Source organism: Deefgea piscis (assembly GCF_019665785.1).
Classification (GTDB): Bacteria; Pseudomonadota; Gammaproteobacteria; order Burkholderiales; family Chitinibacteraceae; genus Deefgea.
On record NZ_CP081149.1, the window covers coordinates 2945847 to 2958258 of the forward strand.

The following is a 12412-nucleotide window of genomic DNA, read 5'->3' on the forward strand; positions in this document are numbered from 1 at the left end:
ATCACCTACTCTTTAAGCATATTAAGTAAATACTGACCGTATGCATTTTTCTTTAGCGGCTGCGCCAATTGCTCAACTTGACTGGTAGTAATCCAACCTTTGCGATAAGCTATTTCTTCTGGGCAGCAAACCTTCAAACCCTGCCGAGTTTCAATCGTTTGGATGAACTGGCTAGCATCGAGCATTGACTCATGTGTACCCGTATCAAGCCAAGCATAACCACGATGCATGATTTTTACGTCTAATTGATTTTGCTGTAGAAAGACGGCATTCACATCGGTAATTTCTAATTCACCACGTGGCGAGGGTTTAATATTTTTAGCAATGTTAATCACGCTATTGTCGTAAAAATATAATCCGGTGACCGCGTAATTAGATTTTGGTTTCAGCGGCTTTTCTTCAATAGAAAGTGCTTTACCACTCGCATCAAAATCCACTACGCCATAGCGTTCTGGATCATTAACGTGATAAGCAAAAACGCTGGCGCCGTTTTCTTTGTCAGCAGCGGTTTTTAATAAATCGGCAAATTCATGACCATAAAAAATATTATCGCCCAACACCAGTGCGACATTGTCTTGGCCAATAAATTCTTCACCAATAATAAAAGCTTGCGCTAGACCGTCGGGACTTGGCTGTACGGCGTATTGCAATTTAATTCCCCATTGGCTACCGTCGCCGAGCAATTGCTCAAAGCGTGGAGTGTCTTGTGGGGTGGAGATAATTAAAATATCGCGAATTCCAGCGAGCAATAGCGTGCTCAGCGGGTAATAAATCATCGGTTTATCGTAAATCGGTAGCAATTGCTTTGATACGGCGATCGTAGCGGGATAAAGTCGAGTACCAGAGCCACCGGCTAAAATAATACCTTTACGGTTTGCCATAAGAATTCCTAATGTCTTTAAATAAAATTAAGGCTGCTTAATCAGCGTCATCACTTGCTGCACACCAACTTGCCAATCAGGTAGCTCTAAACCAAAAGTGCTTTGCAATTTTTGCGTATTCAAGCGCGAATTGGCTGGGCGTGGAGCAGGAACTGGATAGTCACTAGCCGGAATTGCTTTGATTGCGTCACTAGCAATCTTCAAGGTATAGCCTTGCTGCGCAGCAATTTTATTTACTAGCGATGCATACCCATGCCAACTGGTTTCACCTGCGGCCACTAAATGATAGGTGCCATAGATGCTAGGGAGTTGGGATTGGGCCTCTAGCGGGGATTGGAGATTAGGGATTGGGGAATGAAAATCCGCCTCTCTACTCACCACATCCCCACATGCCAATTCCCTACGCCCTACTCCCCAATTCTCAATACCCAAAATCTGCCGTATCGCATGTGCCGTCACATCGGCGATTAAACTCGCTGAAGTTGGCGCGCCGATTTGATCGGCTACAACGCTCAGCGCATCGCGCTGCTGCATTAAGCGCAGCATCGTTTTCAAAAAATTTGCGCCATGCGCGCCAAAAACCCAGCTCGTACGGAAAATCAAATGCCGGCAGCCGCTGGCGAGAATCGCGTCTTCACCGGCTAACTTGGTTTTGCCGTAGACCGATTGCGGATTGGTTACGTCGTCCTCCAAATACGCACCGTCTTTACGACCATCAAATACATAATCGGTTGAATAATGCACCAGCAAGGCACCGAGCTTGGCTGCTTCTTCAGCAAAAACCTGCGGTGCAGTGGTATTGAGTAATGTTGCCAGCTCAACTTCAGATTCGGCCTTATCTACCGCAGTATGCGCGGCAGGATTCACGATGATATCGGGGCGAATTCGTTGCACTAAGTCACGGATCGAATCGGGATTGGATAAATCGCAATCATCGCGATCCACCGCAATCACCTCACCAAGCACGGCAAGGCTACGCTGCAGCTCAAAGCCAACTTGGCCGTTTTTACCCGTGAGTAAAATGCGGGGAATTGGCAGTTGGGATTGGGGATTTGTCATATTAATGACACCATTTTTTTATGCAAGCCCGTCAGCAAACGCGCTGTCGTGCTAATTTGATTAAAAACTGGGTGCTCTGCTGGTAAATACTCTAGCATTTTTGAAATTTCCAATTGAGTATCCAGCTCAGCTAAAGACCCACGCGCAATATTCAAAAAATGCACATATTCCTTGGTAGATCCTCTAGCAACACCTTCGGCAATATTGGATGGAATTGACACCACAGCGCGTCTCATTTGGTTGGTTAAACTAAATAGTTCTTCACGTGGATAAGTTGCGGTAATTTGATAAATCATTTGTACCAGCAGCATGGCCTGTATCCATACCTCCAGCTGCTTGTGGGTCTTTTCCATTCCCTATTCCCTATTCCCTATTCCCCACTCACCGCATACTGTTTTTCCACCCACTCACGATATGCACCGCTGGTCACATTGCTCACCCAGTCTTGATTGGCCAAATACCACTCTACGGTTTTACGAATGCCCGATTCGAAAGTCTCTGCCGGTTTCCAACCCAATTCACGCTCGAGTTTGCGCGCATCAATGGCGTAGCGACGATCATGCCCAGGGCGATCTGTCACGTAAGTGATTTGGCTGCGGTAAGAGCTGGGATTGGGGATTGGGGATTGGGGATTAATACCGTCGTCCTTATTCCCCATTCCCCATTCCCCAATCCCCACGCCTTTTTCCCCATTCCCCGCCTTGCAAGGAGCCAGCTCGTCCAGCAAGTCACAAATCGTATGCACCACATCCAGATTGGCTTTTTCATTCCAGCCTCCGACGTTATACGTTTCACCGACTTTGCCCGCTTCTAGTACGCGGCGAATCGCTGAACAGTGATCTTTCACATACAACCAATCACGAATCTGCTGGCCATCCCCATAAATTGGCAATGGCTTACCAGCCAATGCATTCAAAATCACCAGCGGAATCAGTTTTTCTGGGAAATGATATGGGCCGTAATTATTCGAGCAATTGGTAGTCAATACCGGCAAGCCATAAGTGTGATGCCAAGCACGCACCAAATGATCCGATGCCGCTTTGCTGGCCGAATACGGGCTATTGGGCTCAAACGCTTTAGTTTCGCTAAACGCCGGATCATCAGCTGCCAGCGTGCCGTAGACTTCGTCAGTCGACACATGCAAAAAGCGAAACGCCGCTTTTTGCTCAGTAGCCAAATCAGTCCAATAACCGCGCACGCTTTCTAATAAATTAAAGGTGCCAACGACATTGGTTTGAATAAATTCGCCAGGCCCAGTAATTGAGCGATCAACGTGCGATTCGGCAGCAAAGTTAATTACTGCGCGGGGTTGGTATTCAGCGAGCAATTTGCCAATAATTTCCCGATCACCAATATCAGCACGAACAAACACATGACGGGTATCGCCCTCTAGACCTTTAAGGGTATCGAGATTACCGGCATACGTCAGCTTATCGACGTTAATCACCATCTCGTCACAGCCAGCCAACCAATCTAAAACAAAATTACCACCGATAAAACCAGCTGCGCCGGTTACTAAAATCGTCATTTAGGTTTTTCCCAATACTTTTATTCATTGATACACGAATCAGTCGTCAGCTAGCTTGAGTTCGTCAATCCTAGGCGCCTGATTTTGCGTCTTCTTCAAAAATCATCCTTAGGATCGCTTTCAAGCGAGCGAACAATTGGCCAGATCGAAATGAGCCAGGTCGACTCAAGTCGACCCTACTGCGATGTATTTTATTCGGTATCTCAAAGCTAAAGCCGAACGCTGGCTTAGGGCCAATTTGCTATTTTTTTGCCACAACGACACGGCCAAGCCCAGCCTACAGACATCAATTACTTTGCGCGCCAAGCTGCGCCAATTTTGCCTAGTAGTGCTGATGATTGACTATTTTCTCTTGATTTGGTGATAGCTTCAGCAATAAATGCCCACAAAACACTCAAAAACAGCGCCGCAAATGTCGCCAACAATACAATTAACGCCCGCTTAGGTCCTGATTTTTCATCCGGCACTTCGGCGGCGGTCATTTTTAATTCATCGCGCTCTTGTTTTTTTAATAATTCAATTCGGCGATCAAGTCGCTCAATTAAAGCATCCCAATATGCTTGCTGCTGCAAAGCCCCTACTGCGGCAATCCATAGGCCGGTATTGTTGGCATTGGTTTGTTTTTTCATGCTGTCAACCACTAGTCGCTGCAAGCTCGAGAGCTGATCTTGCATGCGCACCAATTCGTTTTGCATCATATCGCTCACGCCACCTTGCAATGTCGATTCAGCCTGAATCGCCGCTAAGCTGGTAATGCCATAACGATCTGCAGCGGATAATTGATTAATCATTGCAGCCAAATCGGCTTGCTGAATTTCAGCATCGTATTTATTTTTATTTTTTTGCGCCATTTCACGGCGAGTTTCTAATTCATAACGCTGTTTTGATGATTCCAATAATCGCAGACTATATAAATTGCTTTGCAAAGCTAAACCCATTTTATTGGCTAACATAGCAGCAAATTCTGGATTTTGATCGGTCACATTAATATCTAAAAAACCATCTTTGGCATTTAATGTAACTTTAACCGCCTTGCCCATTTCTTTGCGCGTTGCTTGTCGACCTTTTGTATCAAAATGCTCCGCCAGTTTCATTTCTTTGGCGATCGTTTCCTGCACTTGATCGTTAGTTAAGACCCAGTTGTAAACTGCCGCATTCTTCGATGGTGCAATTTTAAGTGTTGCCGTGTACTCATTGGGCAAGCTGAACGCCACCGCTGCTGCGATCACCGCCACGAGAATCGGCAGCCCAATAATCAGCTTTTTATGTTTGGTTAGGACTAGCACCAGATCCAATAAAGAAATTTCTTCCTCTGCATCGGGCTTGTGATGAGATGTCTCGCTGGCGTTGACTGCAGTCATTGGCGTGTATTCTGTAAAAAGATTAAAAATTCAAAACATCGAAAAATGCCGACCATTATAATCGATGACGTACAGTTTTGTTTTTTTGTAAGAAAAAAGCCAGCGTTTACGCTGGCTTTTTGATTTAAACCATACAAAGGATCAAAATTCAAACGCAGGTATCGTGACGCGCATTCTAGGTAAGTTGTAATCAAAGACTTGTTTTTGCTCGAGCACTGCGCCTGCTTGGCGATATAAAGTGGCATACATCATCGGCTCTTCACCAATAATCGCCAGCAAACGGCCATTATTAGCTAATTGCGCCAACAAGCTGGCTGGCGCTTGAGCGAACGAGGCCGTAGCGATAATGGCGTCAAATGGTGCTTGGCCATTGGCTGCCAAGGCGTCGCCGACTTCAGCGCGGGCGTTTTTAATGCCAGCTGCTTTCAGTTGCGTATTAATCAAGGCCACGTACTCAACATCAGCATCCACTACCACCACGTGCGCGCACAAACCGGCAGCCAAGGCCGCCAAGTAAGCTGCACCGGGGCCGGCGATGAGCAATTTATCGGTGGGCTTTAAGTCAATTTCTTGCAAGAAACGCGCTTCAACCTTAGGAGCAAGCATCAGCTGGCCATGTGCCAATGGCAATTCCACATCTACAAAAGCCAGTTCTTTTTTATCCGCAGGAACAAAATCTTCACGGCGCGTATTGAGAATGCGCTCAAGAATCACAGGATTCAACACATTCCACGGGCGAATTTGCTGCTCAACTAAAAGATAACGTGCGTTTTCCCAATCCATGTTTGCTTCACCTCAAGACAAGCCGACTACGGCGATTAGATTATTCAATTTGTCTTGCAATTATCCCACAACTCTTTTAATTTCACATTCATGAATCGCTAGGGGTTCCGATTTAAGCGACTTTTCTTCTGATAATGCCATTTTTGGCTAACGTCACCAGAAACAACGTCAGCAAATCGGATGAGATATACCCTTGGAACCTGACCCGGTTAATACCGGCGTAGGAAAGCGAGTCGCTGACTTTTTGCGCCCCCACTCCTATGCCGTCTTTTTAAATCACGCGCCAACGAGCGCGACTGAATCACTCATCTGAGTTTGAATCAGTGCACAGGAGAACACCATGAACGCAAAAGCAGAATTTTCCGCCGATTCGGCCGTCGTTGACGAAGCCGCCATCAAGCCACTGCCTAATTCTCGCAAAATCTATGTACCAGGCTCACGCGCCGACATTCAAGTGCCAATGCGCGAAATCAGCCAAGCCGATACGCCATTGCAAATGAGCATCAGTGGCGCGGTTGAAAAAAACCCACCGATTTTCGTGTATGACTGCTCAGGCCCTTACACTGATCCTGCGGCTAAAATCGACGTGCGTAAAGGCTTAGAGCCTATTCGTGCGGCATGGATTAGCGAGCGTAACGACACCGAAGTGTTGCCTGAACTCACCAGCGAATATGGCCGCATGCGCGAAGCTGACAAGAGTCTTGATGTTTTACGCTTTGAATTGCAACGCAAACCACGCAAAGCCATTGCCGGCAAAAACGTCTCGCAAATGCATTACGCGCGCCAAGGCATCATCACCCCAGAAATGGAATACGTAGCGATTCGTGAAAACATGAATCGTGCTGCTTACTTAGAAAGCCTAAAAACGGATAGCCCAACTGGCGACAAAATGTTGGCGATGATGAATCGTCAGCACAAAGGCGAAAACTACGGCGCGAATATGCCTGATGTAATTACGCCAGAATTCGTGCGTAGCGAAATCGCCTGTGGCCGCGCCATTATCCCAAACAACATCAATCACCCAGAATCAGAGCCAATGATTATTGGCCGCAACTTCTTGGTGAAAATTAACGGCAATATCGGCAATTCTGCGGTAACGTCGTCGATCACCGAAGAAGTCGACAAAATGACGTGGGGCATCCGCTGGGGCGCCGACACCATTATGGATTTGTCGACCGGCAAAAACATCCACGAAACGCGTGAATGGATTTTGCGTAATTCACCAGTGCCAATCGGTACCGTACCAATCTACCAAGCACTGGAAAAAGTCAACGGCAAGGCTGAAGATCTGACTTGGGAATTATTCCGCGACACCTTGATTGAGCAAGCCGAGCAAGGCGTGGATTACTTCACGATTCACGCTGGCGTATTGCTGCAATACGTACCGATGACGGCGAACCGCATGACCGGCATTGTGTCGCGCGGCGGCTCGATTATGGCGAAATGGTGCTTGGCGCATCACCAAGAAAACTTCTTGTACACGCACTTTGAAGACATCTGCCAAATCATGAAGGAATACGACGTCGCCTTCAGTTTAGGCGATGGCTTGCGCCCGGGCTCAATCTGGGATGCCAATGATGAAGCGCAATTGGGCGAACTCAAAACATTGGGTGAACTCACGCAAATCGCTTGGAAACACGACGTGCAAGTGATGATCGAAGGCCCTGGCCACGTGCCAATGCAATTGATCAAAGAAAACATGGATAAAGAGTTGGATTGGTGCCATGAAGCGCCGTTTTACACGCTTGGCCCATTGACCACCGACATTGCACCGGGTTACGACCACATCACTTCGGCGATTGGCGCAGCACAAATCGGTTGGTACGGCTGCGCGATGCTGTGCTACGTAACGCCAAAAGAGCATTTGGGCTTGCCAAACAAAGCTGACGTGAAAGAAGGGATTATCACTTACAAACTTGCCGCGCACGCTGCCGATTTGGCCAAAGGTCATCCAGGCGCGCAGATTCGCGACAATGCACTCTCTAAAGCACGTTTTGAATTCCGTTGGGAAGATCAGTTCAATCTCGGCCTTGATCCAGACCGCGCTCGTGAGTTTCATGATGAAACGCTGCCCAAAGACAGCGCTAAAGTCGCGCATTTCTGCTCAATGTGTGGCCCACATTTCTGCTCGATGAAAATCACCCAAGACGTACGCGAATTCGCCGCCAAACAAGGCATCAGCGAAATCGAAGCCCTCAAAAAAGGCATGGAGACCAAATCAATCGAATTCGTAAAAACCGGTGCCGAGGTATATCACAAGCAGTAATACTAACCGTGGGCTAGATTGATATACCCATACAAAAACGCAGCGCCAAATCCTTGGTCGCTGCGTTTTTTATTTCCTGCCAGTCCGATTTAAATCTAATTTAAATTCGATTTACCATGCGTGCGACAGCACCAGCGAAATTTCTCGTTCTTTACTTGAGCCCTGCGCAGTGCTCACCGGCCATTCGCCCACTAGCCGCACACTATTGCCCCTCGGCAAACGAAAATTAATCGCGCCGCCAGCGAGCCAATTATTGATTTGATCGTTCGCCGTTTTACCGCCACGCGTCACCATGCCACCGGTTTGATATTCTAAAGTCGCCGCCAGCCACATCTCAGGAACCGGGCTGAAACTCGCCATAGTTTTAAAGTGATATACATTTTTTTGTTCAAATCGACCGGTTTTATACTCGGTATTGTCGCCATACCAAGATAGTCCGGCAACGCCTTCAAACACCCATTGATTCATGGTCCAAGCCAGTTGGCATTCGGGCAATAGCATCCAGCGATTGGCGGTGATATTGGCCGATTGGTTTTTTTCATACGCGGCGGTTGGAATATTAATTTGTATGCCGCAGGCGCTACTTAAGCCGTTGCGATCATATTGTTTGATCGCCTCGCGATCTAAAGCCGGCCGGCGATAGACACCCACACCAAAGCCCAGCATCACATCACCAATACCATCGGCCTCAGCTGGCGGGCGACGGCTATTTGTAAACGATTGATCCACAGTCACATACGGCAATTGCACCGCCACATACGCCAGTTGTCCCGCTAGCGAAAAATACTGTGCTTGCCGCAAGCTCACGCTCTGCTTATCGACGATTTCAAAATTTTGCGGGCCACGTGGCGATTCAATCTGTTGCTGGCGAATACGCAATGAAGTACGGCTGGTATCATCGGCCACCATCCCAAATTGCCGAGGATCCAGCGCATACGTTGGCAAACTCATTAACACCAAACCCACAGCCCCAACCGACTTCTTATTCATTGGCATATCAAAAACCCAAACCCAACAAGGCTGCACACAATATACGGACTTTACCTTATATATCGCCAACACTTACAAACAAAACCAAAATAAACAATGAATTGAGTAAGCCCAACAACACTCGTCAATCCACACGCCCCCACCCACAAAATCAGCCTAGCCAATCACACCGCTAAGCCTTTGAATACGTTATACTTCTGCCCCTTCGCTTGACTTGCTCTGGATTGCATTATGCTTTTGCCGCATCAACTTGAATTACTTGCCCCTGCCAAAACTGCCGAAATTGCGCGAGAAGCGATCTTGCACGGCGCAGATGCGGTGTATATCGGCGGGCCAAGCTTTGGCGCGCGGCACAATGCCAGCAATTCAATTGAAGACATCAGTGCTTTGGTGTCTGTTGCGCATCGTTATCATTCACGCGTATTTGTCACGCTCAATACCATCTTGCACGACAACGAACTCGAACCGGCGCGTCAGCAAATTATTCAGCTGTATGAAGCCGGTGTGGATGCGCTGATTGTGCAAGATATGGGCGTACTCAAACTCGATATTCCCCCCATCCAGCTGCACGCCAGTACGCAATGCGATATTCGTAGTCCTGAAAAAGCCAAATTTTTATCCGACGCTGGTTTTTCGCAAATCGTGTTGGCGCGTGAATTAGGCGTAAAGCAAATCCGTGAAATCAGCGCCAGCATTGGCGACACGGCGACGATTGAATACTTTATCCACGGCGCACTGTGCGTGGCGTTTTCTGGGCAATGCAATATCAGCCATGCAGCAACCAATCGCAGTGCCAATCGTGGCGATTGCTCGCAAGCTTGCCGCCTGCCCTACACGCTGACCGATCACAAAGGCCAAGTGGTGGCGTTTGATAAGCATTTGCTGTCGATGAAAGACAATGATCAAACCGATAATTTGGCACTGCTGGTTGACGCTGGCGTGCGCTCGTTCAAAATCGAAGGCCGTTATAAAGACGCGCAATACGTTAAAAACATCACCGCGCATTACCGCCAGCACCTTGACGCCATTTTGGAACAACGTCCTGATTTAGCCCCAGCATCAAGTGGTCGCAGCGAGATTTTCTTTACGCCCAACGTCGATAAAACCTTCCACCGCGGCCATACCGATTATTTCGCGACGGAACGCAAAACCGATATTGGCGCATTTGATTCGCCCAAATACGTTGGCCTGCCGGTTGGGACGATTACTCGCGTTACGGATAAATTCTTTGAAATTGCACTGATCGACCCGAATGAGCCATTGGCGAACGGCGATGGTCTGAATTACATGAAAAAACGCGAAGTGGTCGGTGTGCAAGCCAATACCGTTGAAGCCATCGATAAAGCGGCAGGGCTATTTCGCGTATTCCCGAATGAGGCCATGAACGAGCTTGCTGGCCTCAAGGCAGGTATTGGCATGAACCGCAATCGGGATCATGCTTGGGAGCAGATACTTAATAAAAAATCCGCTGAACGCAAAATCGGCGTGTGGCTCAATTTGTCTGAAACTGCGACTGGCCTCGCCCTCACCATCACCGATGCCGATGGCTGTACCGTAACGGTTGACGCGCCGATGGCGCTAGAGATTTCCCAGAATGCCGACAAAGCGTGGAGCGGTTTGATTGGCGGCCTTGGCAAACTCGGCAATACGATGTTTTACGCGGAAGACGTATCGCTCAATCTGAGCCAGCCTTGGCATGTCGCCGCATCGGCGATTAATGCGCTACGCCGCGAAGCGGTTGAGCAATTGGAAATCGCCCGCATTGCCGCGTGGCCCAAGCAAGAACGTAAAGTGCCTGCTGAACCACCGGCGATTTATCCTGATGAAACGCTGTCATTTTTGGGTAATGTATATAACAAGAAAGCGCGCGAGTTTTATCAAGAGCACGGCGTAAAACTCATCGCAGCAGCCTACGAAGCGCACCAAGAAGCTGGCGAAGTGCCGCTGATGATTACCAAGCATTGCCTGCGGTTTTCGTTTGAACTCTGCCCGAAACAAGCCAAAGGCGTGATTGGTGTCAAAGGTCAAATCAAGGCCGAGCCGATGACGCTGTCGAACGACAAAGAAAGCTATACGCTGGTGTTTGATTGCAAGCCGTGCGAAATGCATGTGATGGGCAAAATGAAACCGCATATTTTAAAATCGCCGCCACCGTCGATTATTCCTGTGCAAACCATTACCTTTCACAAAGCCAAGCCTGAACCTGAAGGCTATAGCCATTAAACAACGCCGCAAAAAAATGCCGCCCTAGCGCTAATGCCGTTCACTTAAGCCAAGTGAACGGCATTTTTTTTCTCGATTTCATTGCAGGTATCGCTTTTGACGCAAAGGTGCAGAGAAAATCAATTGAAAAACCCTGATTTTCCTCCGCGCCTCTGCGCCTCTGCGTCAGGTTTTCAGGGTTTGTCGTTAAGTGAACTGTATTTCGCCCTAGCGGCATTTTTTTAAGCTTGAGGCTCAGTTTGACCCGAACTTTGCGGATTACGCCATGGCGGCAAGGGGGCATATTGCGCCAGTAATTGGCTCACGCGCTCAACGCCATCGGCGGTACCCACCAGTGATGCAGGCGACACGCCATTGAGCTCTAAATGTGGGCAGGTAATCCACTTCACCACGGTATTTAAATCACCCAATTTATGCTCAGCCATATCAATGACCGGCAGCCAAGGCATAAGCAATTGCGGCTCAAATTGCACCACCGCCATTAAATCGGCATGCAAATCAGGCTGCCCAGCCAGTTCTCGCTCGAGCAATTCAAAAAAAATACCGATTCGGGTTAAATCCATCATTGCCTCTACTGGCGATAGTAAATTGGGTATAGCGAGCAAACGAAAAAAATTCAGTGCTTAGCGGCGTATACCGACGATGAATAAGCAATGTTCAGATTTGATGTTGATTGCTTACATCACAAGCGCTTGAGCAGATCGACTGTAGCCCCTTCCCCCTCGATGGGGGAAGGTTGGGATGGGGGTATTGAGCTTACAAACCACGCCAGCGGATCACCCTCACCCTACGCCCTCTCCCATCAAGGGAGAGGGAATGCCGCGACGCTGAGCATCAACACGTAATCTGAGCACCATCAGGCGTCAACGCCATCGATTCTCAAGCCAGCCAACTTCTCAATACCGCGCCATATTCGGCTCAACATCATTGGCCCACGCCGCAATACCACCGTCTAAATTAATCATATTTTCAAAACCTTGCCGTTCCAAAAATCCAGCCACTTGATAACTACGCACGCCGTGATGGCAAATCACCACGTAAGTGGCATCAGGATCTAAACGCGTTTGTTCACTTGGAATGTGATTCATCGGCACATTTTGACTGCCGCTAATTTGGCATAAAGCCACTTCCCATGGTTCGCGAACGTCCAATAAATGAGGCGCTGCACGGTCTGAGTCTTGCAACCACAGGTAAAGATCATTCGGACTAATATGTTGCATTTTTACTGCCCTTTGCATACCACTGCCACGCAAAAATAATGCGTTCAGTATTGAAAATCGAGTGAGTTTGAGCGCTAGGGTCTGTTGACGTTTGGTTTTCC

11 protein-coding genes and 1 riboswitch are annotated in these 12412 nt (G+C 48.1%); of the genes, 2 read left to right on the top strand and 9 right to left on the bottom strand.

Going from position 1 to position 12412, the window contains the following annotated elements:
• Nucleotides 1-5: 5 nt before the first annotated feature.
• The 6 genes from rfbA to K4H25_RS13785 all read right to left on the bottom strand — a co-directional run bounded on the left by rfbA (nucleotide 6) and on the right by K4H25_RS13785 (nucleotide 5612).
• A complete protein-coding gene (gene rfbA / locus K4H25_RS13760; protein ID WP_221021014.1) occupies nucleotides 6-881 on the bottom strand; it encodes a glucose-1-phosphate thymidylyltransferase RfbA in 876 nt (291 codons plus the stop codon).
• A gap of 27 nt (nucleotides 882-908) precedes the next feature.
• Entirely contained in the window at nucleotides 909-1940 is a 1032-nt protein-coding gene (rfbD, locus tag K4H25_RS16990; protein WP_255587684.1) for a dTDP-4-dehydrorhamnose reductase, read from the bottom strand.
• A complete protein-coding gene (locus K4H25_RS13770; protein ID WP_221021015.1) occupies nucleotides 1937-2293 on the bottom strand; it encodes a four helix bundle protein in 357 nt (118 codons plus the stop codon). Before K4H25_RS13770 ends, rfbD begins: the two co-directional genes overlap by 4 nt.
• Nucleotides 2294-2310: 17 nt before the next feature.
• A complete protein-coding gene (gene rfbB, locus K4H25_RS13775) occupies nucleotides 2311-3468 on the bottom strand; it encodes a dTDP-glucose 4,6-dehydratase (protein WP_221021016.1) in 1158 nt (385 codons plus the stop codon).
• A gap of 290 nt (nucleotides 3469-3758) precedes the next feature.
• Nucleotides 3759-4829: a Wzz/FepE/Etk N-terminal domain-containing protein gene (locus K4H25_RS13780; protein WP_221021017.1), complete on the bottom strand. Its 1071-nt coding sequence runs from the start codon at nucleotides 4827-4829 to the stop codon at nucleotides 3759-3761.
• Between the two features lie 141 nt (nucleotides 4830-4970).
• Nucleotides 4971-5612: a protein-L-isoaspartate O-methyltransferase family protein gene (locus K4H25_RS13785; protein ID WP_221021018.1), complete on the bottom strand. Its 642-nt coding sequence runs from the start codon at nucleotides 5610-5612 to the stop codon at nucleotides 4971-4973.
• A gap of 90 nt (nucleotides 5613-5702) precedes the next feature.
• A riboswitch (TPP riboswitch) is annotated at nucleotides 5703-5856 on the top strand.
• Nucleotides 5857-5952: 96 nt separating this feature from the next.
• Between K4H25_RS13785 and thiC the strand changes: the two genes are divergently transcribed.
• A complete protein-coding gene (thiC, locus tag K4H25_RS13790; RefSeq protein ID WP_221021019.1) occupies nucleotides 5953-7878 on the top strand; it encodes a phosphomethylpyrimidine synthase ThiC in 1926 nt (641 codons plus the stop codon).
• A gap of 111 nt (nucleotides 7879-7989) precedes the next feature.
• Here the strand turns inward: thiC and K4H25_RS13795 are convergent, their stop codons facing one another.
• Nucleotides 7990-8868: a transporter gene (locus K4H25_RS13795; protein WP_221021020.1), complete on the bottom strand. Its 879-nt coding sequence runs from the start codon at nucleotides 8866-8868 to the stop codon at nucleotides 7990-7992.
• Between the two features lie 231 nt (nucleotides 8869-9099).
• On the opposite strand from K4H25_RS13795, the gene K4H25_RS13800 reads away from it, so the two are divergent.
• Complete coding sequence (locus K4H25_RS13800; RefSeq protein WP_308443215.1) at nucleotides 9100-11091, top strand: peptidase U32 family protein; 1992 nt, start codon at nucleotides 9100-9102, stop codon at nucleotides 11089-11091.
• 221 nt (nucleotides 11092-11312) lie between these two features.
• Here K4H25_RS13800 and K4H25_RS13805 read toward each other — a convergent pair whose 3' ends face one another.
• Together K4H25_RS13805 and K4H25_RS13810 are read right to left on the bottom strand one after the other, a co-directional pair.
• Nucleotides 11313-11657 (bottom strand): antitoxin Xre/MbcA/ParS toxin-binding domain-containing protein, encoded by a 345-nt coding sequence (locus K4H25_RS13805; RefSeq protein ID WP_221021021.1) that lies wholly within the window; start codon nucleotides 11655-11657, stop codon nucleotides 11313-11315.
• Between the two features lie 330 nt (nucleotides 11658-11987).
• Nucleotides 11988-12311 carry a rhodanese-like domain-containing protein gene (locus tag K4H25_RS13810; protein ID WP_221021022.1) on the bottom strand — a complete coding sequence of 108 codons (324 nt, stop codon included), beginning with the start codon at nucleotides 12309-12311 and terminating at the stop codon, nucleotides 11988-11990.
• Between the last annotated feature and the right edge of the window lie 101 nt (nucleotides 12312-12412).

Excerpts from the sequence above, each read along its gene's own strand:
- K4H25_RS13810 (WP_221021022.1), bottom strand. The coding sequence starts at position 12,311 with ATGCAACATATTAGTCCGAATGATCTTTACCTGTGGTTGCAAGACTCA.
- K4H25_RS13780 (WP_221021017.1), bottom strand. The coding sequence starts at position 4,829 with ATGACTGCAGTCAACGCCAGCGAGACATCTCATCACAAGCCCGATGCA.
- K4H25_RS13800 (WP_308443215.1), top strand. The coding sequence starts at position 9,100 with ATGCTTTTGCCGCATCAACTTGAATTACTTGCCCCTGCCAAAACTGCC.
- K4H25_RS13785 (WP_221021018.1), bottom strand. The coding sequence starts at position 5,612 with ATGGATTGGGAAAACGCACGTTATCTTTTAGTTGAGCAGCAAATTCGC.
- K4H25_RS13805 (WP_221021021.1), bottom strand. The coding sequence starts at position 11,657 with ATGATGGATTTAACCCGAATCGGTATTTTTTTTGAATTGCTCGAGCGA.
- thiC (WP_221021019.1), top strand. The coding sequence starts at position 5,953 with ATGAACGCAAAAGCAGAATTTTCCGCCGATTCGGCCGTCGTTGACGAA.
- K4H25_RS13770 (WP_221021015.1), bottom strand. The coding sequence starts at position 2,293 with ATGGAAAAGACCCACAAGCAGCTGGAGGTATGGATACAGGCCATGCTG.
- rfbD (WP_255587684.1), bottom strand. The coding sequence starts at position 1,940 with ATGACAAATCCCCAATCCCAACTGCCAATTCCCCGCATTTTACTCACG.
- rfbB (WP_221021016.1), bottom strand. The coding sequence starts at position 3,468 with ATGACGATTTTAGTAACCGGCGCAGCTGGTTTTATCGGTGGTAATTTT.
- rfbA (WP_221021014.1), bottom strand. The coding sequence starts at position 881 with ATGGCAAACCGTAAAGGTATTATTTTAGCCGGTGGCTCTGGTACTCGA.
- K4H25_RS13795 (WP_221021020.1), bottom strand. The coding sequence starts at position 8,868 with ATGAATAAGAAGTCGGTTGGGGCTGTGGGTTTGGTGTTAATGAGTTTG.